The organism is Pseudarthrobacter equi (genome assembly GCF_900105535.1).
Taxonomy (GTDB): domain Bacteria; phylum Actinomycetota; class Actinomycetes; order Actinomycetales; family Micrococcaceae; genus Arthrobacter; species Arthrobacter equi.
The window spans coordinates 629552-653491 of record NZ_LT629779.1 but is presented as its reverse complement, the minus strand read 5'-3'; the positions used below and the strand labels follow the sequence as shown (position 1 = coordinate 653491).

23 protein-coding genes are annotated in these 23940 nt (G+C 68.1%); 6 read left to right on the top strand and 17 right to left on the bottom strand.

From position 1 onward, the window contains the following. Positions 1–437: 437 nt before the first annotated feature. Positions 438–2048 carry an HNH endonuclease signature motif containing protein gene (locus tag BLT71_RS02925; RefSeq protein ID WP_231994427.1) on the top strand — a complete coding sequence of 537 codons (1611 nt, stop codon included), beginning with the start codon at positions 438–440 and terminating at the stop codon, positions 2046–2048. A 98-nt stretch (positions 2049–2146) separates the two neighbouring features. Here the strand turns inward: BLT71_RS02925 and panC are convergent, their stop codons facing one another. The 15 genes from panC to BLT71_RS02850 form a co-directional block, all read right to left on the bottom strand. Further along, a complete protein-coding gene (gene panC / locus BLT71_RS02920; protein ID WP_091717427.1) occupies positions 2147–3052 on the bottom strand; it encodes a pantoate--beta-alanine ligase in 906 nt (301 codons plus the stop codon). A 2-nt stretch (positions 3053–3054) separates the two neighbouring features. Continuing rightward, positions 3055–3948, bottom strand: coding sequence for a Rossmann-like and DUF2520 domain-containing protein (locus tag BLT71_RS02915; protein WP_091723775.1), 894 nt, complete (start codon positions 3946–3948; stop codon positions 3055–3057). Next, the gene (locus tag BLT71_RS02910; protein WP_231994426.1) at positions 3941–5491 is read right to left on the bottom strand and encodes a PH domain-containing protein; all 1551 of its coding nucleotides are present in this window, start codon (positions 5489–5491) and stop codon (positions 3941–3943) included. Before BLT71_RS02910 ends, BLT71_RS02915 begins: the two co-directional genes overlap by 8 nt. A 137-nt stretch (positions 5492–5628) precedes the next feature. After that, positions 5629–6141, bottom strand: coding sequence for a PH domain-containing protein (locus BLT71_RS02905; protein WP_091717426.1), 513 nt, complete (start codon positions 6139–6141; stop codon positions 5629–5631). Then, on the bottom strand, positions 6122–6670 hold the full coding sequence (locus BLT71_RS02900; protein WP_091717424.1) for a DUF3180 domain-containing protein: 549 nt from the start codon (positions 6668–6670) through the stop codon (positions 6122–6124). The genes BLT71_RS02905 and BLT71_RS02900 overlap by 20 nt, the downstream gene beginning before the upstream one ends. After that, a complete protein-coding gene (gene folK, locus BLT71_RS02895; protein WP_091717422.1) occupies positions 6667–7212 on the bottom strand; it encodes a 2-amino-4-hydroxy-6-hydroxymethyldihydropteridine diphosphokinase in 546 nt (181 codons plus the stop codon). Before folK ends, BLT71_RS02900 begins: the two co-directional genes overlap by 4 nt. Further along, complete coding sequence (gene folB / locus BLT71_RS02890) at positions 7209–7616, bottom strand: dihydroneopterin aldolase (RefSeq protein WP_091717420.1); 408 nt, start codon at positions 7614–7616, stop codon at positions 7209–7211. The genes folK and folB overlap by 4 nt, the downstream gene beginning before the upstream one ends. A gap of 14 nt (positions 7617–7630) precedes the next feature. Beyond that, positions 7631–8551 (bottom strand): dihydropteroate synthase, encoded by a 921-nt coding sequence (gene folP, locus BLT71_RS02885; RefSeq protein ID WP_091717418.1) that lies wholly within the window; start codon positions 8549–8551, stop codon positions 7631–7633. Positions 8552–8563: 12 nt separating this feature from the next. Further along, positions 8564–9208: a GTP cyclohydrolase I FolE gene (gene folE, locus BLT71_RS02880; protein WP_091717416.1), complete on the bottom strand. Its 645-nt coding sequence runs from the start codon at positions 9206–9208 to the stop codon at positions 8564–8566. 9 nt (positions 9209–9217) lie between these two features. Continuing rightward, positions 9218–11281 carry an ATP-dependent zinc metalloprotease FtsH gene (gene ftsH, locus BLT71_RS02875; protein ID WP_091717414.1) on the bottom strand — a complete coding sequence of 688 codons (2064 nt, stop codon included), beginning with the start codon at positions 11279–11281 and terminating at the stop codon, positions 9218–9220. Between the two features lie 164 nt (positions 11282–11445). Next, entirely contained in the window at positions 11446–12492 is a 1047-nt protein-coding gene (locus BLT71_RS02870; protein ID WP_091717412.1) for a LacI family DNA-binding transcriptional regulator, read from the bottom strand. 2 nt (positions 12493–12494) lie between these two features. Further along, positions 12495–12866 (bottom strand): VOC family protein, encoded by a 372-nt coding sequence (locus BLT71_RS02865; protein WP_091717410.1) that lies wholly within the window; start codon positions 12864–12866, stop codon positions 12495–12497. Between the two features lie 6 nt (positions 12867–12872). Next, the gene (gene hpt / locus BLT71_RS02860; protein WP_015935538.1) at positions 12873–13424 is read right to left on the bottom strand and encodes a hypoxanthine phosphoribosyltransferase; all 552 of its coding nucleotides are present in this window, start codon (positions 13422–13424) and stop codon (positions 12873–12875) included. 30 nt (positions 13425–13454) lie between these two features. Further along, entirely contained in the window at positions 13455–14510 is a 1056-nt protein-coding gene (tilS, locus tag BLT71_RS02855) for a tRNA lysidine(34) synthetase TilS (protein WP_172830027.1), read from the bottom strand. Between the two features lie 189 nt (positions 14511–14699). Next, positions 14700–15830, bottom strand: a complete 1131-nt coding sequence (locus BLT71_RS02850) for a zinc-dependent metalloprotease (RefSeq protein WP_091717409.1) — start codon at positions 15828–15830, stop codon at positions 14700–14702. Positions 15831–16064: 234 nt separating this feature from the next. Between BLT71_RS02850 and BLT71_RS02845 the strand changes: the two genes are divergently transcribed. Then, on the top strand, positions 16065–16247 hold the full coding sequence (locus BLT71_RS02845; protein ID WP_091717407.1) for a hypothetical protein: 183 nt from the start codon (positions 16065–16067) through the stop codon (positions 16245–16247). A 1-nt stretch (position 16248) separates the two neighbouring features. Here the strand turns inward: BLT71_RS02845 and dacB are convergent, their stop codons facing one another. Beyond that, entirely contained in the window at positions 16249–17778 is a 1530-nt protein-coding gene (gene dacB, locus BLT71_RS02840; RefSeq protein ID WP_091723771.1) for a D-alanyl-D-alanine carboxypeptidase/D-alanyl-D-alanine endopeptidase, read from the bottom strand. A gap of 154 nt (positions 17779–17932) precedes the next feature. Here dacB and BLT71_RS02835 point away from each other — a divergent pair, with 154 nt between their 5' ends. The 3 genes from BLT71_RS02835 (at position 17933) to BLT71_RS02825 (ending at position 20678) form a co-directional block, all read left to right on the top strand. Continuing rightward, on the top strand, positions 17933–18421 hold the full coding sequence (locus tag BLT71_RS02835) for an inorganic diphosphatase (RefSeq protein WP_015935533.1): 489 nt from the start codon (positions 17933–17935) through the stop codon (positions 18419–18421). A gap of 139 nt (positions 18422–18560) precedes the next feature. Continuing rightward, on the top strand, positions 18561–19904 hold the full coding sequence (locus tag BLT71_RS02830; RefSeq protein ID WP_172829896.1) for a carboxylesterase family protein: 1344 nt from the start codon (positions 18561–18563) through the stop codon (positions 19902–19904). 6 nt (positions 19905–19910) lie between these two features. Continuing rightward, positions 19911–20678: a DUF429 domain-containing protein gene (locus BLT71_RS02825; RefSeq protein WP_091717404.1), complete on the top strand. Its 768-nt coding sequence runs from the start codon at positions 19911–19913 to the stop codon at positions 20676–20678. 24 nt (positions 20679–20702) lie between these two features. Here BLT71_RS02825 and BLT71_RS02820 read toward each other — a convergent pair whose 3' ends face one another. Further along, positions 20703–23177: a phosphoketolase family protein gene (locus BLT71_RS02820; protein ID WP_091717402.1), complete on the bottom strand. Its 2475-nt coding sequence runs from the start codon at positions 23175–23177 to the stop codon at positions 20703–20705. 175 nt (positions 23178–23352) lie between these two features. Between BLT71_RS02820 and BLT71_RS02815 the strand changes: the two genes are divergently transcribed. Then, positions 23353–23916 carry an RDD family protein gene (locus BLT71_RS02815; RefSeq protein WP_091717400.1) on the top strand — a complete coding sequence of 188 codons (564 nt, stop codon included), beginning with the start codon at positions 23353–23355 and terminating at the stop codon, positions 23914–23916. The last annotated feature ends 24 nt before the right edge of the window (positions 23917–23940 follow it).

Sequence of the window (23940 nt, the reverse complement as noted above, 5' to 3'; positions counted from 1 at the left end):
CGTGTTGGGTGGGTGCGGCCCCGTTCGGCGGCACCACCCGTTTTCTTGGAACGCACGACGGCGGCCGGCGGCTTCCGCGCGCTGCGTCGCGGGGCGATGGGGTGGGGCTGCTGGCGGGCCGGTGATGGGTTGGCGAGTTCGCGGGCTGGTGGCGGTCTGCGTGTCCCGTCGACTCGCCTGTGAGAGGCTGTCGAGAAGCACTTCTTGGGGGGAATCTTGATCTCGATAGTTATTGCCATAGTCTCCTTTGCCTTACCCGCACTGGTGGTCGGCACCATCCTGTATTGGATCATCAGGTTGGGCGTGAAGCACGGGCTGCGTTCCTATGATGCCGAAAAGGCCCGGGACTCGGGCCGAGGGATTTAGAAGACCCGCCCGGCTTACCCCTCGAATCGGGACTCTCCTGAAATGTCAGACCCTCGCGCGAGAATTCTTTTATGGGAAACGCGGCGGCTCCCCCGGTCGAGGAGACAGAGGTTATCGAGGCTATTCGCGCCTCTGTGGCCAGCCTCGACGCGTTGTTTCTGGAGGACGTGGAGCTGGACCGGGATGCCCCTGACGACGTGGCCGGTGAAGCGGTTGATGTGTTGGGGCGGAAGTGTGAGCTTCGGTTGCAGCGGCTGGCGTTCTGGAAGCAGTTGGAAGCCCAGATCGCGGCGGGCAAGGCCCGGGATGCTGCGGAGTTCGCGGAGTTTCAGGAGGCGATGACGCCGCCGGACGCCACGGACACCGAGAAAGCTTTTGTTGAGATGTCCACGACGGCGGAGGTCGCCGGGGTCCTGACGCTCAGCCCGGGCGCCGCCGCAGCGTTCATCAGCCAATCACGCAAGGTCTGTGCGATGCCATCGGTAGCGGCCGCACTGGCGGCGGGTGCGGTGTCGTGGCGGCACGCGGTGATCGTGGCCGACGAAACCGACTGCCTCGCCCCCGAGAATGCTGAGGCGCTGGTGGCGCATTTCTTCGACCCGGACGCCCCGAACCCGGCCCGCGGGTCTGCGCCCGGTGACCTCGTGGCGCACCTGTTCCGCAGGAAAGTCAGGACCTGGCGCGAACGCAGCTACCCCGCCTCCGTTGCAATCCGGCATGCGAAGTGTGTGGCGGAGCGGCGGATGGAGTACCGCCCCGACGCCGACGGGATGGCAACAATTACCCTGATCCTGCCCGGGGACACCGCCTGCGCCATCTGGAACAAAACCACTGCGATCGCCCGCGGCCTCCAAGGCCCCGGCGAAACCCGCACCCTTACCCAGTTGCGGCCGGACGTCGCCGCCGCGCTCCTCTTGAGCGCCCACACCGGGGCCGCTGCCACAGGCCGGTTGAACGGGAGCGAAGGATCCGGCGCCGGGACTGACCCATACTTCGTTGACCTCAGCAAGATTCCCGCCCCGAAAGCCGACGTGCTGGTCACCATTCCGATATTTACAATGTTGGGCAGCACTGACGAACCGGCAGACCTCGACGGATACGGGCCCATCCCGGCAGCCATGGCCCGCAAACTCGTTGCTGACGGGGCGACCTCGTTTTACCGGGTCCTCGTCGACCCCCGTACCGGTGCGCCGCTCGAGATTGGCAGGACCAGCTACCGGTTGTCGGAGGCTATGAAGCGCTGGATCAGGATGCGCGATGGACACTGCACGTTCCCCGGCTGCACCAACCCCAGCACGGACAACGACACGGACCACCTCACCGCCTGGCAACACCACGGCACAACAGGAGTCAGTAACCTGGCACAGCTCTGCCCCAAACATCACCGTCTCAAACACCACAGCGGCTGGACCCCCACACCAGCCACCACAACCGAACCACCCGGCTGGACCTCACCCACAGGCCGGCACTACCCGGGCCAACACCCCGACCCCCAACCACCCCACTGGCCACCCCGACTCCTCGAACAGAACCAGGCCCTGACCGGAGACAATGGCGCGGCCGCAGACGTTGGCGCCGCGGGCGAGTCTGGTGCGACCGGCGAATTGGGCGTGCCGGCAATCAACCAACCGGACGAACCAAGCCCACTCGAACGCGCACTCACGGCTTACCTCGCAGCCTGAATCCAGGCAGCCGCATGTGGCGTGTGACGTCAGGCGCGCGTGAACCCCGGGCGCGTGAACTCAGGCGCGCGTGAACTCGCGTGCTAGCTCAGGAGCGCCTAGGAGCTCAGGGGTGCGTTGTCGATCAGACGCACAGGACCCACCTTCGCGGCAATGAGCGCCAGGGCCTCGCCCCGGAAAGGGGTCTCGCGGCAGTTTTCAGCCAAAGGCTCCAACGTGGCCGGGTCGACGACGTCGAAGTAGTCCAGCTTCACCAGCGGCTGCGACTCCACCATCGCCAGGGCAGAGTCGAGGTCCAGCGGCTCATGGGCGGTGGCACGCTCCTCCAGCAGCCGTAGGGCACGGGAAAGGACCAGTGCTGCACCACGTTCGTCGTCGGACAGGAAACGGTTGCGGCTGGACAGTGCCAGGCCCTCGGCTGAACGGACGGTGGGGACGCCCACAATGTCGACCGGGAAGTTGAGGTCGGCCACCATCCGCCGCACCAGCGCCAGCTGCTGGGCGTCTTTCTGGCCAAAATAGGCACGGTAGGCGGGCAGCCCCGCCCCTCCGGCACGGCCGGCCGCCGGGATGCCATAGTGCAGCAGCTTGGCCACAACAGTTAGCGCACCGTCGAAGTGGCCCGGGCGGGATGTGCCCTCCCACTTCTCCCCCAGTCGTCCCGACGTGACCCGCACCAGCGGCTCGCCACCCGGGTAAACCTCTTCGACAGAAGGGGCGAACGCGATACCGACACCCTGGGCATCGAGCAGTGCAAGGTCGGCGTCCAGGGTCCTCGGGTACCGGTCAAGGTCCACGGCATCGCCGAACTGCAGAGGGTTCACGAAGATGCTGGCAACCACCACGTCGTTCTGTTCGACGGCGGTCCTCGCCAAGGCAGCATGTCCCTCATGGAGGGCGCCCATGGTGGGGACCAACCCCTGCGATGCACCCTGTTTCTCCGCCAGGAGCCGCGCACTCTCGGCATGCAGCCCGGCCACGGTGGTGACAAGTTTGATGGCCATGGTCAGTCCTCCTTGGATCCGAGGGCCTGGTTCAGCCCTTCAAGCTGGTCGCCCTTCAGCAACCCGCGCGCCTCGGCCCGCCGGGCGGTGGCGCGTGCCATGGCAAGGTACGCCGCGAGGACATCGCCATGCCCGCCGCCGTCGTACTCCCGCAGGGCCTGCGCGTGCGCCTCCACCGTGCCCACATCGCCGCGGGCAACCGGCCCGGTCAGTGCCGACTCTCCGGACGCCAGCGCGTTTTCGAGGGTTGCCCGCAACAGGGGGCCGAGCATGCGTTCGGGCTGCTCCACCCCCACCTCACGCAACAACTGGGAAGCCTGGGCCACCAGGGTGACCAGGTGGTTGGACCCGTGCGCCAAGGCAGCGTGATAGAGCGTCCGGTCAGCCTCTGCGATGGCTACCGGTTCGGCCCCCATCTCCACCACCAGCGCCTGCGCAATGGGAAGCATGGCGGCATCGGCCGTGACGCCGAACGTGCAGTCGAGCAGGCGCGTCAGGTCCAGGCTCATTCCGGTGAAGGTCATGGCCGGATGCAGCGCCAGCGGAACGGCGCCGGCAGCGCGCACGGGATGCAGCACGCCTACCCCAAACCGGCCGGACGTGTGGGCCACCAGCTGTCCCGGCTGCCAGGCGCCGAGCTTCGCCAGCCCGTCCACCATGCCGGGGAGGGCATCGTCAGGCACGGCGAGGAGCACCAGTTCGGCGCGCTCCACGATGTCCTGCACTTCCAGGACGGGAACGCCGGGCAGCAGGGTTTCGGCCCGTTCACGGCTGGCCTCGGACACCGCGGAAACACCCACGACGGCGTGCTCGGCGGCGCGCAGGGCAGCACCCAGGACGGCGCCCACCTTGCCCGCTCCAATGATTCCGACGCCGAGGCGTCCGGGCTTAGCCATGGTGGGGGCCTTCCTGTTGCTGGTGGGCTTCATTTCCGAACGGCCCGGTTTCAGCCGCCGGCGACTGAGGGTCAGCACCCGAAGGTGCAACCTGGCGGAGCCACTGTTCGGTGGTCTGCCGTTTCCGGGCCAGCCGGGCACGGGCCGACTGCTCATCGAAAAGCGCGCGCGCCTCGTCCAGCCCGGCCTGCGTCAGGCGCGGAACCACCGGACCGGCGGTGGTGTGCAGGACCAGGTCGGCCACCCGGAACCGCCGGGCAAGCGGGCCCTGATGCAGCGCCATGGACTGGGTCCGCTGGTGCGGCACGAGCACCAGGTTCCGCCACCAACGCCCTGAACGGATGAGCAATGCAGTATCCGTGGCAGCAAAGCCATTGCGGCGCCACCCCAGCGGGGCCAGCAGCCGGGCGCGGCGCGGCGTGGTGACGAAGCCGCCGCCGGAATCCAGCCCGGTGAGGCCCGCGCCGAAAACCTCGACGGGTCGGGACGTGCCGGGGTCTGGCAGCACCAAAGCGAGCATGTTCATCGCATCCTCGAGCTTGCCGACTGGCAGGAGGGTGGTCCGGGATGACGCTTCCCCCGCATTCTCCACCAGTCCATAACCGGCCACATTGACCTGCATTCGGTACCAGCCGAACGGCCGCCACAGCGGAGGCTGGCTGATCTTCAGGGCCTGGATCCGCCCCGGCGGCAGCGTCTGGGCCTGAGTGTCCAGGAGCCCGTACCGGAGCCGGATGCCGTCCGGCGAGATGGCGGCCGTGAAGTTGTATCCCTTGTTGAACAGGTTCCAGTAGCTCGCCGCGAGGCCAAGCGCCGCGGGAATCAGGTAGAAGTAGAACGCCCGGTTGTCCGTAACGGCCGAGAGCACCACCGATGCCACACCGCCCACCACCACGAACAGGCTCTGCTCGCTCAGGAGCAGGGAACCGACAAGGCGCGACGGCGGCACGGACAGTACCGGATACTCCGGCGCCTCAGGTGCGGGGGCGCCAGGGTTGTCGGCATCTTCGTCGATGCCGGCGGCACGGGCCAGGATGGTGGCCCGCAGCTGCTGGGCGTCATCGATCTTCAGGTAAGCCAGCCGCACTGCCGATTCGCCGGCGTCGGCCACCTCGAACTTGAGTTCGGCCAGCCCGAAGATGCGGGCCAGCAGCGGCTGCACAATATCGATGGCCTGCACCCGGTCCAGCCGGGCCTGGCGCTGCTGCCGGAACAGGAAGCCTGTGTTGACGCGGACGTAACCGCCGGACACCTGGTACTTGGTGAAATACCAGGTGAGGACAAAGCTGAGGACCGCCACCAGCAGGACGGCGCCGCCGCCGGCCACCAGCCAGGGCACCCGGCCGGTGAATCCGTCCTCGAACATGGGCCTGCCCTGCAGGATCCGTTCAAAGATGTCGCGGCCGAAGAAGAAGCCGATGGCGGCCAGCGCCACCCAGCCGCGTACAAAGGGTGACGCCGGGTGGACACGCAACCAGCCGTCGTCGGGCGTTGCGACCCCGGGACCCGCACCAGCAGCAGCAACAGTTGATGGGGTGGGCACTGAGCCTGCGGGCACCGAGCCGTCTGAAACTGAGCTGGCGGGCACTGGGCCTGCGGGCTGTGAGCTGGCAGCCGCTGGGTCAGCGGATGCAGCACCGTCTTCCTGCACCCCGTGACGGGGGAACCGCCCATCAGCGGTCACAGTCCTGCCAGCCTGGCCTCGCCGCGGGCCGCGAGCTGCTCACGGAGCCGCGCCCCCTCTGCCTCCGGCAGCCCGGGGATGTGCGCGTTGGTGCCGGGCGATGCGGTGTGCAGCTTGACCGTGCAGAGGCCGAGGCTGCGCTCAACGGGGCCTACGGCGACGTCCACGTACTGCATCCGGCCGTAGGGCACGGCCATGGTCCGCTGGAAGAAGATGCCGCTGCGGACCAGGAGGTCGTCGTCGCGCTCGGCGTAGCCGATGGCCCTGACCTGGCGCGGGATCAGCACCAGCCGCCAGAGGGCCACCACCAGCGTCACGGCGGGAACGGTGATGGCCAGCCACAGCGGCGGCCACCGCCACCACCCGAGCAGGACAAACACGAGCGGAAGGCTGAGGATTACGACGGCGGCAAGGTTGCCGAGTGCCCACTGCACCAGCCGAACGGTCACGAACTTCGGTGACACCCGGTGCCAGTCAATGCCGGGCGGGTCAATCGCCTCGGTACGCATATTCGCCTTCCCCCGCGGCTTCTCCCCGTGGTGCGCGGCCCGGCTTGCCGTCCACGCCCTTCGTGTCGCCGTCCTCCGGCGGAATCTTGCAGAACCGCTCCACCACCAGGCCAACGATGATCATCACCAGGCCGCCGCCGGCCATGCCGAGCGCCAGCCAGGCGATGTCCTGGTGGCTGCGGAAACTCCAGATCCGCAGCTGGTCCAGGAAGATCCCCACGTGCCAGCCGAGCAGCACCGTTCCGGCGTAGGCACAGGCCTGGGCCAGGATGAGCGTGCGGGCGGCGAGCAGCGGATCAAGTGCTGTCTTCTTTGCGGTGCTGTTGGGCTTGATGCTGTTCCGCCAGCGCAGGATGCGGATGCCGAGGACCAGGGTGATGGCCACGATCACGCCCATGGTGGCCAGCGCGGTGGCCGGCAGCACCGGGGTGGCCATACCGTAGCGGCTGGTGATCACCGTTCCGGCCCAGCCGGCTACGGTCAGGATGACGCCGACCAGCAGCAGCCGCAGAGGGTTGATGGGCTTCAACGGTCCGTCACCGCCCCGGCGGTCGGCATCCCGTCAAAGTCGCCGAAACCATCGAACGGGGCAAGGTCGCCGTAGTCCTCCGCCCGGGCCGCAAGGGCACTGATGCGCTCCCCCTCAAGGGTGGCTGCGGGGTCGATCAGGGACCACGGGTACAGCACGAAGGCCCGGCTGGCGGCGCGCGGGTGCGGCAGGGTCAGCACGGGGTCGTCGCTGCGCACGTCGCCGTAGGTGATGATGTCGACGTCGAGCGTCCGCGGCCCCCAGCGCACCTCGCGCACACGGTGGTGCTTGTTCTCCACCGCCTGGCAATGCTCCAGCAGCTCATGGGGGGTCAGGCTGGTTTCAACGGTGAGGACCATGTTCAGGAAGTCAGGCTGCCCCGGCGGGCCGCCCACGGCTTTGGTCTGGATGATCGGGGACACCGCAAGGAGGCGGACCTCCGGCGGGTCAACGAGGTCAGCCACCGCGCTGGACAGGGTGTCGTTGCGTTCGCCGAGGTTGCTTCCCAGGGCCAGGACCGCCTTGGTGTAAACCGCGTTCACGGGGTGCCCTCGGAAGCGGGTTCCACCGGGCGGCCCGAAGCAACGGAGGGCCGTCTCCGATGCACGGACACTGCTACGTCCCCAAAGGGCACCTCGATGGGCGCCTGGGGTTTGTGCACGGTGATGTCCACGGCCTGGAGGCCGAACTCGGACAGCAGGCCGTCGGCGATCCGGACAGCCAGCGCCTCAATGAGGTTCAGCGGCTCCCCGGAAATCCACTCGGTAATACGCTGCGCCACCTCGCCGTAATGGGCGGTGTCGCTGACGTCGTCGGACGCCGCGGCAGCGGCGAAGTCGAGATACAGGACGGCGTCCACAACAAAAGGCTGGCCCTCGCGGCGCTCAAAATCAAACACACCATGATGGCCGACGGCCGTCACACCGGTCAGCGTAATCCTGTCCATGGGTCCCCCGGCGCTTACGGTGCTTTGGGTACTGCCGCCATGCGCGCGGCGACCTTGACGGCGTCAAGGCTGGATCCGACGTCGTGCACCCGGACGGCCCAGGCGCCGCGGGCGGCGCTGATGGCCGTGATGGCTGCCGTGGCCCCGTCACGCTCTTCCGGGGCTGCGGATTTGCCGGCAACCGTCAGGAGGGTGCCGAGGAAGCGTTTGCGGGAGGCGGCCACCAGGACGCGGTGGCCCAGGGCCTCCAGCTGCTCCAGGTTCTGCAGCAGCTCCCAGTTCTGGGCGTCGTTCTTCGCAAAACCCAGGCCGGGATCGACAATGATCTGCTCAGCGCTGACGCCGGCCGCGTACAGCTTGTCCCGCACTCCGGCCAGTTCCGCCACCACTTCAGCGGCCACGTCCGTGTACTCCGCGAGGGAGTTCATGGTGCGGGCATCGCCGCGGCGGTGGGTGAGGATGTACGGCGCCTTGGACGAGGCCACGAGTTCAGCCATTTCGGGTTCGATGGTCAGCCCGGAAACGTCGTTGATGATGGCGGCTCCGGCCTTCAGGGCAGCGGCGGCGGTGGCGGCGTGGGTGGTGTCGATGCTGACCAGGGCACCGGCCTTGACCAGTGCTTCGATGACCGGGAGGACACGCTTTTGTTCCTCGTCCGGGGAGACGTCCTCAGCGCCGGGGCGGGTCGATTCGCCGCCGACGTCGATGATGTCAGCGCCGGCATAAAACATGCGCAGGCCCGCGGCGATGGCGGTGTCCGCCGTGGCGTGCTTGCCGCCGTCGCTGAACGAATCAGGGGTGACATTGAGGATGCCCATGACCAGGGTGCGGTCTGTGGGCAGGTCCTCGAAGCGCGCGGCCGGGCGCGGTTTGCGCAGGATGGGCAGCGGCGAGGTTGCGGGCCCGGTTCCCGGGGCTGCAGCTAGTGAGTCCATGGTCTTGTGTGGTTACCTTCCGAGGATGAGGCTCATGGCCTCGGCACGGGTGGCCGGGTCATGAAGCTGCCCGCGGACCGCACTGGTGACGGTCTTTGCTCCGGGCTTGCGGATACCGCGCATTGACATGCACATGTGCTCGCATTCGACAACGACGATGGCCCCACGCGGCTTGAGGTGGAGGACCAGCGCTTCGACAATCTCCGTGGTGAGCCGCTCCTGAACCTGGGGGCGGCGGGCGTAGATGTCCACGAGCCGCGCCAGCTTGCTCAGCCCGGTGACCTTACCGTCATGGGAGGGAATGTAGCCAACGTGGGCCACACCGTGGAACGGCACCAGGTGGTGCTCGCAGGTGGAGTAGAAGGGGATGTCCTTCACCAGGACCAGTTCTTCATGGTCCAGCTCGAACGTGGTGGACAGGACGTCCGCGGGGTCGTGGTGCAGTCCCGCAAAAACCTCGGCGTACGCCTTCGCCACCCGCTTGGGGGTGTCGATGAGGCCGCCACGGTCCGGGTCCTCGCCGATGGCCAGGAGGATTTCGCGGACAGCCGCTTCAATCCTTGGCCGGTCCACCTTGTGGTGCGGGGAATGGGTGGAACCGTCCTCCGCCGGGTAGGCGGCGGAGGCGGAAACGGCGTCGTCGTCGAAGGAAGTCACAGGGAAAGCTTAGCCGCGAAGGGTGTCCGGCCCCGATTCGGGGACGCCTCCCTGGAACGGTGCGTCTTCCGGAACGCCCTGCGGATGCGGGGGCTGGGCGTCCAGCGGCTCCTCCAGGCGGGCCTGCTTGGCTTCCTCCTGGGCCTCGCGTTCTGCCCGCTCCTGGTGGGATTCCACGGGGCCCGCGGCCTGGACCGGACGGGATTCCTTGGACAGCCACACCTCGCGGAAATCGCGCTTGCGGATGTCACGGAATATGTCGGCGATTTCGGCCTGGTTAAGGGTTTCGCGCTCCAGCAGCTCAAGGGCGAGGCTGTCCAGGACGTCTCGGTTCTCGGTGAGGATGGCGTACGCCTCGTCGTGTGCCTGGTCGATCAGGCGGCGCACTTCCTCGTCCACCACGTAGGCGATCTGGTCGGAGTAGTTGCGCTCGTGCCCGGCGTCGCGGCCCAGGAACGGCTCGCCGCCGCCCTGGCCCAGGCGCACGGCACCCACGCGTTCGCTCATGCCGTATTCGGTGACCATCTTGCGGGCGGTGCCGGTGGCCTTCTCGATGTCGTTCGAGGCGCCGGTGGACGGATCGTGGAACACGATCTCCTCGGCCACGCGGCCGCCCATGGCGTACGCCATCTGGTCCAGGAGCTCGTTGCGGGTGACGGAGTACTTGTCGTTGTCCGGAACCACCATGGTGTAGCCCAGGGCACGGCCGCGGGGAAGGATGGTGATCTTGGTGACCGGGGCCGAGTTCCGCAGGGCAGCCGCCACCAGGGCGTGGCCGCCTTCGTGGTAGGCGGTGATCTTGCGTTCGTGTTCCTTCATGACCCGGCTGCGCTTCTGGGGGCCGGCCATCACGCGGTCGATTGCCTCGTCCAGGGCGCGGTCGTCAATGAGGTTGGCGTTGGAGCGCGCGGTCAGCAGGGCGGCCTCGTTAAGCACGTTGGCCAGGTCGGCACCGGTGTAGCCGGGGGTCTTCTTGGCAACAGCCTTGAGGTCGACGCCGGGAGCCATCGGCTTGCCCTTGGCATGCACCTGCAGGATCTGGTCGCGGCCGATCATGTCCGGGGCATCGACGCCGATCTGGCGGTCGAAACGGCCCGGCCGCAGCAGTGCGGGGTCCAGGACGTCCGGCCGGTTGGTGGCGGCGATCAGGATGACGTTGGTCTTGACGTCGAAGCCGTCCATCTCCACCAGCAGCTGGTTGAGGGTCTGCTCGCGTTCGTCATTGCCGCCGCCGATGCCGGCACCGCGGTGGCGGCCTACGGCGTCGATTTCGTCCACGAAGATAATGGCCGGGGAGTTGGCCTTGGCCTGTTCGAAGAGGTCACGGACACGGGACGCACCGACGCCCACGAACATTTCCACGAAGTCCGAGCCGGAGATCGAGAAGAAGGGGACGCCTGCCTCACCGGCAACGGCGCGGGCCAGCAGGGTCTTACCGGTACCGGGAGGGCCGTACAGCAGCACGCCCTTGGGGATCTTGGCGCCGACAGCCTGGAACTTGGCCGGCTCCTGGAGGAATTCCTTGATTTCCTGGAGCTCTTCGACGGCTTCATCCGAACCGGCGACGTCCGCGAAGGTCACCTGCGGCATGTCCTTGCTGACCATCTTGGCCTTGGACTTGCCGAACTGCATGATCTTGGAGCCGCCGCCCTGCATGCGGGTCATGAGGAACCAGAAGAGGGCGCCCAGCAGGATGACCGGGATGAGGAGGGACAGCAGGCCGGAGAACCAGTTGCTCTCGATGGGCTGGTCTGTGTAGCCCTGCGCCGGCTTGGAATCGGTGACAGCCTTGACCACGTCCGTGGCGCGGGCATCGACGAAGAAGAACTGGACGCTCTTGCCCTTGTTCTGGCCGTCCACCTCCAGGTCATCCTTCAGCGTGAGGTCAACGCGGTTCTCACCGTCGAAGATCTTGGCCTGCTCCACGTTGCTGCCGGCAAGCAGTTCCAGGCCCTTATCGGTGTCGATCCGCGACGCACCGCCGGGTGCCAGCGTTGCAAAGGCCACCAGGAGCAGACCGACAACGACGACGATCCAGATGCCCGGGCCCTTGAAGAAATTCTTAGCTTTCATCTGTTCGGGGGCTGGCCCCGTCCCTTCCGGTAGTGCTGCACGGCGTGTACTTTGCGCGCGTGATGGTGCTGCGTCAGCTTCTAGCTATACACCGTCCGGAGTACATCACGCATGATGAAAAGCAAAAGTTCCCTGTGGGCGTAGCGGACATCGTTGCAGGCGGGCTAGGGGTTCCGGGGTGCGGCGACGGACGCGCGGGTGACCAGCGGACACTCCAGCACGGTCGTCCCTGCGCCGGCGGAAGAACCGTCCCCTGCTCCTTCGAGCGCATCGATGAGGTGGTTGGCGGCCCAGGCACCCATTCCGTAGTGGGGCAGCGCCACGGTGGTCAGCCCGGGAAAGAGGCTGCCGGCCACCAGTTCCTGGTCGTCGAACCCTACGACGGAGAGGTCGCCGGGGATGCTGAGGCCCAGTTCAGCGGCTGCCCGGTAGGCCCCCATGGCCATCTGGTCGTTGTAGCAGAACAGGCCCGACGGCGGGTGTCCGCTCCGCAGGATCCTCGCCGCTGCCTCGTACCCGCCCGCAGCGTCCGACGACGACGCCTCCACCGGCGCCAGGCCGGCGTCGAGCCCTGCCGCGGTGAGCGTGTCGCGGAAGCCGCGGAGCCGCTCCGAGGTGGATGGCACGTCCTGGACGTTGTTGATGAAGCCGATGCGGGTGTGGCCGGCGTCCAGCAGTGCGCGGACGGCGGCGCGGGCGCCGCCGTATTCGTCCGGGACGACTGAGGGAAAGAGCCCGTCAGCGGTGACGGCATCCACCAGGACGGTTGGCACCTTGCCGAGGTTGGCCGGCGCGTCCAGGACCCGGTGGTACATGGTGGCGTAGAGGATGCCGTCCACCTGCCGTTCCAGCACGGCCTCCACGTCGCCTTCCCGCGATGCGGCCCCGGCAGTGGCGGCGGTGTTGATAAGCATGAGGGTGTAGCCGCGGGCGCGGGCAGCGTCATCGGCACCCAGGATGATCCGGCCGGCATGCGGCGTGGTGGCCACATCCTCGCTGACCAGTCCCAGCACGCCGGTGCGGCGGTTGCGGAGCGCCTGCGCCACCCGGTTGGGTTCGTAGCCCAGCTGCTCCGCGGCCGCCTTCACCTTTTTGCGGGTCTCGGGGCTGATCCGCGCATACGTGACGTCGTTCAGGACGTGCGACACCGTGGTTGCCGACACCCCTGCGGCCACCGCGACATCCTTGATGCCAATATTCGACCTTGCCAAAATCAGACGTGCTGGTCCAGGTAGACGGGGTTGCCGTCGGGGTCAATCAGGATGGCACTCGCGGGCCCGGTGGTCTGCACGTCTGCCTCGGCGGCAAACGGGACGCCCTGCGCCCGCAGCTGCTCCTGGAGCTCCCGCACGTCCGTGAAGGGTTCCGTCGGCTTGGCGTCCTGGTCCCAGCCCGGGTTGAAGATCAGCACGTTCTTCTCGAGCATGCCCTTGAACAGCCCGATGTTCGTGTCCCCGTTCTTCATGATGACCCAGTTCTGGTCCGGGTCACCGGCGTACTGCGTGAACCCGAGCTTCCGGTAAAACTCCATGGAAGCTGCGAGGTCCTGCACGGCGAGGCCTACCGAGAAACCGCCGAGCTGCATGGTGGCCTACTCGTAGACGTGCGGGGCCAGGGTGCCCACGAAGTCCAGGTTGCGGTACTTTTCCGCGTAGTCCAGGCCGTAGCCCACAACGAACTCGTTGGGGATGTCGTAGCCCACGTACTTGACGTCGATCTGGACCTTGGCGGCGGTGGGCTTGCGGAAGGCGGTGCAAATTTCCACCGACGCGGTGCCGCGGGATTCCAGGTTGGTCTTCAGCCAGGACAGGGTGAGGCCGGAATCGATGATGTCCTCGACGATCAGCACGTCCTTGCCCATGAGGTCCGTGTCCAGGTCCTTCAGGATGCGCACCACGCCGGAGGACTGGGTGCCGGAGCCGTAGGAGGACACAGCCATCCAGTCCATCGAGACGTGGCTGTGCAGTGCACGGGCCAGGTCCGCCATGACCATGACCGCGCCCTTGAGCACGCCCACGATGAGCAGTTCGCGGCCTTCGTAGTCCTTGTCGATCTGGGCAGCGAGTTCGGTGATGCGCTGCTGGATCTGTTCCTTGGTGTAGAGAACGTGCTTGAGGTCTGCCTGGACGTCGTTTGAATCCACCAATGGCTCCTGTGTAGATGCGGGGTGCGACTAATGTGTGGCCGGTTTTAGCGGCCGGAATACTAGCTTCCCACAGCGCGCGGGTTCGCGGGGACCGGTCCCGGGGCGGTCTGCGGTCGCGGGCCCTTCGAGTTCGGCCAGCGACAACCGGTAGGCGGCTACCCCTCCGGGCAGCTGCACCGGGCCCGCCGAGCCCTGCCGCCGCAGCAGCGCTTCCGCCGCCACAAGGCGCCGATAGCTGGGCTGCTGGCCGCCGACACCGGCAGCGGCCTTGGCGATCACGCGGAAACGGATGGCCGGGGCGAGGTCGCGCAGGGCGTCTTCCGGAAGGCTTGCTTCGGCACCGTTCCACTCCACCAGGGACGCGTAGGTGCTTTCCGCCACATCCTCGAGGTAGTCGGCGTCCAGTTGCAGGATGGAGGCGGTGCGCGCCAGGGATTCCGCGACGCCGGGGCCCAGTTTCTCCTCGAGGTGCGGGAGGACTTCCACCCGGGTCCGGGAACGGGCGAACGCGGGGTCCGTGTTGGTGGGATCGTGCCAGGGGTCCAGCTCCTCCACCTCGCAGATCTCCTCCGTGTCGGCCCGGCGGAGCCCCAGGAGGGGACGGAGCAGCAGGGCGTTTCCGGTCCCTGCGCGGGTGGGCCGCATGCCGGCGAGTGATCGGGTTCCGGAGCCACGGGCCAGGCCCAGCAGCACCTGCTCGGCCTGGTCATCCAGGGTGTGCCCCAGCAGGATGGCGCCGGCACCCTGGCCCGCCGCTGCCGCTTCGAGCGCTGCGTGGCGGGCCTCGCGGGCAGCGGCCTCGGGCCCCATGCCGGCGCATGCCACTGTCACGGTGTGGACCTCGACCGGGGCGAGGCCCAGTTCCCGAAGGGCACTGGCGGTGTCAGCCGCCACGCGGCCGGAGCCTTCCTGCAGCTGGTGGTCCACCACCACGGCGCCGACGGTGACGGGATGGCCGTCAATGCTGCCGCGGCGGGCGAAGTAGGCGGCGACGGCGGCCAGCGCCATCGAGTCCGGCCCGCCGCTGCAGGCCACCAGGACGTGCGCCGGATAGCCGGCCTGCGCCAGGGCGTCACCCAACATTTTGCGCGCTGTGCCGACGACGGGCGCCAACCGGCCGGGCCGGCGTCGTCCGCTGCGCCGTGCCGCGAAATCCTGCGGCCCGGAAGGCTGCAGCATGGAATTCTGTGGTGCCGAATCCTCCCGGGCGGGCCCGGAGAGCTGGGGCCCGGAAGGCTGTGGTTCGGAATGCGTGGGGGGAAGGTCAGCCAATTACAGGCCCATCCGCTCAAGCCACAGCTTGGCGTCGTGGATCTCCGGCTCGGTGGGCAGGTGGTCGGCCGACTCCCAGACCCGGTTGAAGCCCTCCATGCCGGCCACGCCAACCACGGCGCGGACAAAACGGGCGCCGTCCGAGTACTGCCGCATCTTCGCGTCCAGGCCCAGCAGGCTGCGGATGAACTTCTCCACCACGCCACGGTCCTTGCCGCGGTCGTTGAACCGCTGCCGGATGGTCTTGACGGAGCGAACGATGCTGGCGTCCACGGCGTCCATCACCACGTTTGCGTGGCCTTCGAGCAGGCTCATCACGGCCGTGAGGTGCGAGATGGCGGCTTTCTCCTCCGGATCCTGCAGCAGGTCCAGGATGGCGCCGCGGCCCGGGGTGTTTCCGGTGGCGGAACGGTCCTTCAGCGAGCGCGCAGCCGCCGAGGCCCGGTCCATCAGCGAATCCACGTTGCCCAGCAGGTGTCCGCTGAGGTTATCGATCTGGTCCAGCATGTGGTGGCGCAGCCACGGTGCGGCGGCGAACTGGACCCGGTGGGTCTGTTCGTGCAGGCAGACCCACAGCCGGAAGTCCTCGGGCGCCACGTTGAGTTCGCGCTCCACGGAGACGATGTTGGGGGCCACCAGCAGGAGCCGCCCGGCGGCCGGGGCGGAGGAGTTTTCGGCCAGCGCCGCGAACGGATCGTACTGTCCCAGGACCTTGCTGGACAGGAACGCCAGGACGGCGCCCAGCTGGCTGCCGGTGATGGCGCCGCTGACGCTGGCCGCGGAAGGGCTCAGCGACCCGCGACGGTTATCCAGCATCTTCTGCATGGCCGGCTTCAGCATCACCGCGAAGGACTGCGTGTTTGCCTTGGCCCACGATGCCCGGTCCACCACCAGCACCGAGGAATCCCGGAGGTCGCGGGCAGCTTCCAGGCCGGTGATCTCGTGGACGTGCGGAACGGAGGCGTCGGCGAGCCTGCGGAGGCTGTCTACGGCTTCGTTGATGGCTGCCGGCTTCAGGTCCGGCCCGGCAGGAGCCAGCCGTGCCGCAGTGGAAGCCGCCAGGTCCCAGTTGATCAGGGAAGCGGCATCAGCAGATGAGATGGGGGCGGACTGGGCTGCAGTGGACTCCATAGGTCCCATCAGAACACAGAGGGCCGGGGATCGTCCTTAAGTTCGCTCACCGGCGAAGCGAAGGCACCGGCGGGCCGCCACTCTCACAGCCGGAGCACAGGAGGGCAAAAGGCCAGGCCTAAGCTGCGGCGGCATCGTGGGGTACACCGCATCAGCGGCCCTTCCCCGCAGAAGCGGCCCTGGCCAGCACAGTTCGTGCAGGCCAGGGCCGCCCAACCCCCTCAGGAGGACACCATGATCCCGTACCGTCCCATCGCTCCCCTGACCGCCGGCCCGAAGAAGGGCTGGAAGGCCGTGGTTGCCGCCGTCCTGGTGGCAGCACTCCTGGGGACCGCTGCCCCCATGGCGGTGGCCGCGGAACCGGCAGCCTCGGCCGGCGCTGCATTCAGCGTTACGGATACCAGGGAAGCGCGATGACCTACCGGCAGCCGCACCCTGCGAGCGCCGTTGCCGCACGGTCCAGCGCCACCTTGTTGCCTGCGGCTCCGGGTGTCAGGCCGTTGCCGATGAAGGAGAACACCAGGAGCCGGCCGTCCGCGTCAACGACGTAGCCGCTGAGCGCCAGGACGGTGTTGAGTGTTCCTGTCTTGGCCCGGACCAGCCCCGCCCCCTGGACGGTGGACTCGTCGCCGTACCGGGAATCAAGGGTGCCGGTGAGGCCAGCCACAGGGAAGCCGTCCAGGGCGGCCCGGAGCCTGGCATCGGTGCCGGTGGTGATGGCCCGGACCACCTCGGCGAATTGGCCCGCCGAGACCTGGTTGCCCATCGCCAGGCCGCACACATCCACCAGCGTCAGGGGGCCCGCCGCGACCCCCGCCTGGGCCAATTGGCTGCCGACAGCCGCCGTGGCGCCGTCGTTGCTGCCCGGACCGCCGTCCGCAAGGGACGCCATCCGCCCCATGACCTCGGCCAGGTAATTGTCTGATTCCTGCAGCAGCAGGTCCACCTGGTCCGCCACCGTGGCTGACTGCACCTCGGCCAGGACGTCGGGCCGTTCGGTTCCGGCAGCCGGGGCAGGCGAGCCCGCACCCGGTGAGCGGTCAACGCCGGCCGCCACGGTCAGTCCCGCGGCGGCACCTGCGGCGCGGAGCCGGGCCGCGAATTCCTCCGCGGCGGTCTGCGCGGCGTCCTGCGGGCGTGGTCCCGTTGTCACGGCGGGGTCGTAGCGCGCCGAGTTCATGGCCAGCGGATACACGGGCGCCACTTCGCCAACGGCAACGTCGCCCTCCTGCCAGGCCGGGTTCAGGGCCGGGCCGGTAAACAGGGAATCGTCCAGCAGGACCTTGATTTCCCCCGTTGCACCATTGGACTGCAGGGATGCCACTGTCTGGGCCGCGAGGGTGGTGAGGCCGGCACGGCCCATCACGTCGCCCGGCTTCGATTCACCGGGTCCGAGCAGGACGTCGCCGCCACCCACCAGCACTACCTGGTTGGCGGCCGGCCCGTCCACCACGCGCGTGGCGAACGTATGGTCCGGGCCCAGTGCGCGCAGGGCGGCCACGGAGGTCAGCAGCTTCATGTTCGACGCCGGCACCCGGCTGTCGGCGCCGCCCCGGTCGAAGAGGACCTGGCCCGTCAGCGCATCCTGCACGATGCCCGTAAAAGTACCGCCGCCGTCGGTCTTTAACAGCGGGTCCACCCGCGCCGACAGAACGGCTGGGTCCGGGACCGGGGCGGTGGATTGCAGCGGAGCCAGTCCCTGCGGGGAGGCCAGAGCTGACGGTTCGCGCTGCCAGGGCGGGGCCTCGGGCGCAGGCGGGGGAGGCTCGGGGCCGAGGAATCCGGGGGCGACGAGTGCCGCCGCCGGGAGGGCAAGGACCAGCAGGAGTGCCGCGAGCAGGAGGAGGTGCCAGGGTTTTCCGGGGCCGGCGGACCTGCCCGGAAGGCCCAGCGCCGCGGCCTTCAGCGCACGGCGGTGCCACGCTTCCGCGCTGGTGGTTTTGGTCATGCCGGTGCCGGTCCTCAAGTCCTGAAATTTCCCCACAAGTTCCTGATTCCAGGGCCTCTCGCTATATCCTCAATAATAGTCGGCGGCACGGACACTCCTTTTTTGGACCGTCAAGTGTGCCGCGCACCCCCTGTAATCGCTGAGGAGCATTCCCATGAAGCACGACGTGACCATCGAGATCCCCAAGGGATCACGCGTCAAGTACGAAGTCGACCACGAGACCGGCCGCGTCCGCCTGGACCGCGTCCTCTTCACCTCCATGCAGTACCCCACGCACTACGGTTTCTTCGAGAACACCCTGGGCGAAGACGGCGATCCGCTGGACGCGCTGGTGCTCCTGCAGGACTTCGACCTGCACCCCGGTGTCATCGTTGAATCCCGCCCCATCGGCGTCTTCAACATGACCGACGACGGCGGCGGAGACGCCAAGGTCCTCTGCGTTCCTGTTGACGCGCGCTTCGACCACATCCAGGAAGTCAGCGATGTCAGCGAATTCCTGATCAAGGAAATCGAGCACTTCTTCACCCGTTACAAGGACCTGGAGCCGGGCAAGTGGGTCAAGGCCGAGGGCTGGGGCGACCGCGCCGCTGCCGAAGCCGAGCTGGAAGCCTCCATCAAGCGTTACGTCCCCACCGGACACTAGTCCCCACCGTCTCCCTAGCCTCGCTTCGCTCGGCCAGGGAACCCTGACGGCGTGGGCCCAGTCATACGACCGACGGCGGGTGGCCGGCTTTTCGGCCACCCGCCGTCGTTGTCCCAGGATGGTGTGGCAAGGTGGGGCTGTGAATTCCGAGCCAGCCGTGACGTCCGAGCTTCTGTTCCATCCACCGTGCGGGCCCGTCAGCGGCTGGCGGGACGGCGACGTACTCCGCGCCACGGGTATCCCCTACGCCACGGCGGCCCGCTTCCAGCCTCCTGCTGCTGCGGCGGACTGGACCGAAACCTTCGCCGCTACCTCCCTGGCACCGGCGTGCCCGCAGGGTCCCGTCCCGTTTCTCGACGACGTCCTGGGCACCCGGTACGGCGAACTCCCCGGCAGCGAAGACTGCCAGAACCTGTCCATCACCATGCCCGGTGATCTGAAGCCCGGCGAGAAGCTGCCCGTGATGGTCTGGATCCACGGCGGCTCCTACACCACGGGGTCCGGGGACCTCGCCATCTTCGACCCCGCCCGGCTTGTTGCCGAGAACCGCGTGATCGTGGTGTCGGTGACCTACCGGCTGGGTTTGTTCGGTTTCCTGGCCACCCGCACCGGCCGGCCGGCGAACCTGGGCCTGCTGGACCAGCTGGAGGCGTTCCGCTGGGTGCACCGGAACATCGCGGCGTTCGGCGGCGATCCCGGTTGCGTCACGGCATTCGGCCAGTCGGCCGGCGGGGATGCCATCGCCCACCTGATGGCCACCCCAGAAGCGCCGTCGCTGTTCCGCCGTGCCATCATCCAAAGTGCGCCACTGGGGATTGCCCGCGGCCGGGCTCGGATGAACCACGCCATGGGGATCGCCGCGGAATCGGTGACGGAGGAAACCCCGGCCATGGAAGTGGTGGACCGGGAGGCACAGGTGGCGCAGGTGTCGCGGAAGTTCGGGATGCTGGCCGCCATGCCGTTCGGAACCCAGTACGGCCACGCCCCGCTGCCTGAGGAGAAGGACATCGCCGCCGCCTGGGACCGGTCTGCGCCGGGCATCGACATCCTGATCGGCCACACCTCGGAGGAAGCGCGGCTGTTCCTCCCCAGGAGTCCGTTCCTGATGCGCCTGCTCAAGGTACCGGGAGTGGGGGCCGCCGCGGTGCGCGCCGTCGACTGGGTGGTCACCGAAACCGTCTACGGGTGGGCGTCGCGGAAGTTTGCGCGCCGCCACAAGCGTGCAGGAGGACGGGCGCACCGTTACCTGCTGAGCTGGCATGCGCCGGACAACCTCTTCGGCGCAGCCCACACCATCGACCTGCCGCTGCTCCTGGGCAACCGGGAAACCTGGGACGGCGTGGGGCTGATCGCCGGCGCGCCGTGGGAGACGGTAGACATGACCGGGCGGCTGGTCCGGGCCTTGTGGGCCGGCTTCGCCCGCGGGGATGACCTGGGCGAGGCCGGCGCTGTGGACGACGCGCTGCACTACCGGAGGGTCTGAGGCCGGATGAGGACCCTCGGCGTGGACCTGGCGGCAGCCTCCAAGAAAACCGCTGCCGCCGTCATCGAGTGGTACCTGGATTCCCAAGGAAAGGGCCGCGCCACGCTCGCCCATCTGGCCCTGGATGTGGATGACGAGGCGATTGTGGACCTGTTCGGCACCAGCGACATGACCGGCGTCGACTGCCCTGTCGGCTGGCCGGACGCGCTGATCCCGTTCCTCACCGGGCACCTGGACAACGTCGCGGCCCCGGTGCTCGAACACGACGGCATCGCCGGCCGGCGGCTCCTCGCCTACCGGGACACGGACCGTTTCTGCACCGCCCAGACGGGCCTGATTCCGCTGAGCGTTTCTGCGGACCGGCTGGCTCACCCTGCCATGCGCTGCGCCGTGATCCAGGCGAAGATCGCCGCCCTGCATGGCCCCCAGTCCCGGGATGGCTCCGGCCGGCTGGCCGAGGTGTATCCGGCGGCCTCGCTCAAGATCTGGGGCCTCAACGGCCGCGGCTACAAGGGCCGCGGCAGCACGGAAACCGAACGGCTCGGCGTGCTCCTTGAAGCCCTCCGTGAGCAGGCGCCGTGGCTGGACCTGGCCGGGCACGAGGCCCAGCTGGCGGCCTCGGACGACCTGTTCGACGCCGTCGTCGCCTCGCTGACCGCCCGGGCCGTGGCCCGCCGTCGTACACTCCTCCCCGATGAGGCGCACGCGCGGGCCGCCCGCAGCGAGGGCTGGATCCACCTGCCCTCGTGCGGACTCAGCGGCCTCCCGGACTGACGTTCCCAGAAGGAGAGAAGAGGGTCAGCCGCCCAACTTCCAGTTCCGGATCTCCTCCGGGTCCTCGCCGTGGGTGCGGGTGTGCCCCCGGGCGCTGTCGCGGCGGTCCTGCAGCTCCTGCCGCAGGAGTGAGTACTTCTCGGCCAGGCCGGGCACCCGGTCCATGGCGTCGATGGCCAGCGTGAAGCGGTCGATCCCGTTGAGCATGGCCATGTCGAACGGGGTGGTGGTGGTTCCCTCCTCCTGGTAGCCGTGCACGTGCAGGCCCTCCTGGTTGGTGCGCTTGTACGCCAGGCGGTGGATCAGCGTGGGGTAGCCGTGATACGCGAAAATGATGGGCTTGTCAGTGGTGAAGATGCCGTCGAAGTCCCTGCCCGGCAACCCGTGCGGGTGTTCGCTCTCGTCCTGCAGGCGCATCAGGTCCACCACGTTGACCACCCGGACCTTCAGCCCCGGTATCCCGTTGCGCAGCAGTTCCGCGGCGGCCACGGTCTCCACAGTGGGGACGTCACCCGCGCAGGCGAGCACGACGTCGGGCTCCTCGCCCGCCACTTCCGAGCCGGCGAACGTCCAGATTCCCAGGCCGCGGCGGCAGTGGTTGGCGGCGTCCGCCGGTCCCAGCCAGGTGGGCGAGGGCTGCTTTCCGCTTACCACCACGTTCACGCAGTCCGTCGACGCCAGGCAGTGCTCCATGACGGACAGCAGGGTGTTGGCGTCCGGCGGCAGGTACACCCGGATGACCTCCGCCTTCTTGTTCGCCGCATGGTCGATGAACCCGGGGTCCTGGTGCGAGAAGCCGTTGTGGTCCTGCTGCCAGACGTGCGAGGACAGCAGGTAGTTCAGCGAGGGCACAGGCTGGCGCCACGGCAGCCGGCGGTGCACCTTCAGCCACTTGGCGTGCTGGTTGAACATGGAATCGACAATGTGGATGAAGGCCTCGTAGCAGTTGAAGACGCCGTGCCTGCCGGTGAGGAGGTAGCCTTCCAGCCAGCCCTGGCACAGGTGCTCGCTGAGGACCTCCATCACGCGGCCGGACCGCGCGAGGTGCTCGTCGGCGTCGTCAATCCGGTACTGCCACACCTTGTCGGTGACCTCATAGACGTTCTGCAGCCGGTTCGACGCGGTTTCGTCCGGCCCGAACAGGCGGAAGTTCTCCATGTTCTGCGCGATCACGTCCCGCATCCACGAGCCCAGCGTGATCATGGGGCTCACGCGGTCCGTTCCCGCTGCTTCAACGTCGACGGCGTAGTCCCGGTAGGCGGGCAGCTTCAGGGCGCGCCGCAGCACTCCGCCATTGGCGTGCGGGGTGGCGCTCATCCGGAAGTCCCCGGTGGGGGCTGCCTCGGCGACGTCCGCACGGAGCCGCCCGTCGCCGTCGAACAGTTCTTCCGGACGGTAGGACTGCAGCCACTCCTCCAGCTGCTTGAGGTGTTCGCCGTTGGTGCGGACCTCGGACAGCGGGACCTGGTGCGCCCGCCATGTTCCTTCCACCTGCAGCCCGTCCACGGTCCGCGGACCGGTCCAGCCCTTCGGCGAGCGCAGCACGATCATGGGCCAGCGGTGTCCCGGGTGTTCCCCGGAGGTGTCCTCCCCGGCTCCGGTATGGGCGTTCCCGGCGTTGCGGTGTTCAGCCTGGATGGCGCGGATGTCCGCGAGGCATTGGTCCAGGACCCCGGCGAAGTCCTGGTGCGCCTGCCCGGTGTTGCCCGGGTCCTGCACCGTGACGAAGTACGGTTCGTGGCCGTAGCCGCGCAGCAGCTGCTCCAGCTGTTCCTGGGGCATGCGGGCCAGCACCGTGGGGTTGGCGATCTTGTAGCCGTTGAGGTGCAGGATGGGCAGCACGGCGCCGTCCGCGGTCGGGTCTAGGAAGTTGTGCGAGTGCCAGCTGGCCGCCAGCGGCCCGGTTTCGGCCTCGCCGTCGCCGATCACGACGGCGGTCACCAGCTGGGGGTTGTCCAGCACCGAGCCGTAGGCGTGGGCCAGGGAATAGCCGAGTTCGCCGCCCTCGCTGATGGACCCCGGGCTCTCCGGCGCCGCGTGGCTGGGGATGCCGCCCGGGTAGGAGAACTGGCGGAAGAGCTCCGCCAGCCCGGCTTCGTCGTTTCCCACGTGGCCGTAGATCTCCGAATAGGTTCCCTCCAGCCACGCATTGGCCACGACGGCGGGGCCGCCATGGCCGGGACCGGCAATGAAGAGCACCTCGGCAGCGTCGCGGCGGATGACGCGGTTCAAGTGGGCGTATACAAAGTTGAGCCCGGGCGTAGTGCCCCAGTGGCCCAACAGGCGGGACTTGGTGTCTTCCGGGCTCAGGGGCCGCCGCAGCAGCGGGTTGGAGCGCAGGTAGATCTGGCCGACGGAGAGGTAGTTGGCGGCACGCCACCAGCGGTCCACGAGCTCGAGTTCCTGGCGGCCCATGGTGCCCTGTGCAGCGGTTGCTTGTTCGGTTGCCTGCCCTGCGTTGCCGTTTCCCGTGACTTCATTCCCAGTGCTGCCGGTCATAACCATCCTCACCTTGGGGTTCGCGCCGTGCCCGGCCGTCCCTCCATCGCAACATTTCAGCGGCGCAGGCACAACCACCAACCACTGTCCACATGGGCAGATGTCCCCCTTGTTGCCGGTGCGGGGCAGGGTAGATTGAAGGTGTTTTGGACAGTTCAAATAGTGGGGGAACGGCGTGACCGACGTACACGGCACGGCAGCAACGCAGTCACGCGCGGAAGCAGCCCTGTGGAAAAGCGCCCGCCAGCGGGTCAAGACCCTGAGGAACGGGACCCGGGTGGTGGATTCCACCATCTGGCGGTCCGTCAAAGCCTGGGCCGTGGATTTCGGCATCGTGGCCATCCTGGCAATCACCGTCGCCGTCCTGGTGGGTACCTCCCTGACCGGGACCGCAGGTAAGGCCGCCGGCGCTGCTGCCGCCACCTGGCTCATCGCGCCCTGGCTGTACGGTTTCTGCTGCGCGGGCGGCCGGTCCCTGGGCTCGCTGGCCACGCAGACGGCAGTGGTCCGGATCAGCACGGGCGAAGCACCGGGGTTTTGGCGGGCCGGCTGGGTCATGTTCGCCCGGACCGTCCTGTTCACCGTGATGATCCTTGTGCTGTTCATTAGTACCGCGGAGGGCTCTTCACCCTCCGGCGCCGAGCCGAAGGGACGGCACCTCACCATCGACCGGAGGTTCCCGAAGCTTCCGGCGGGGGCTCCGGAGGTCCCGCCCTATGACCGGCCCGCGGCCGCTTGACCAGCCGTAATACTCCCCCTCGCA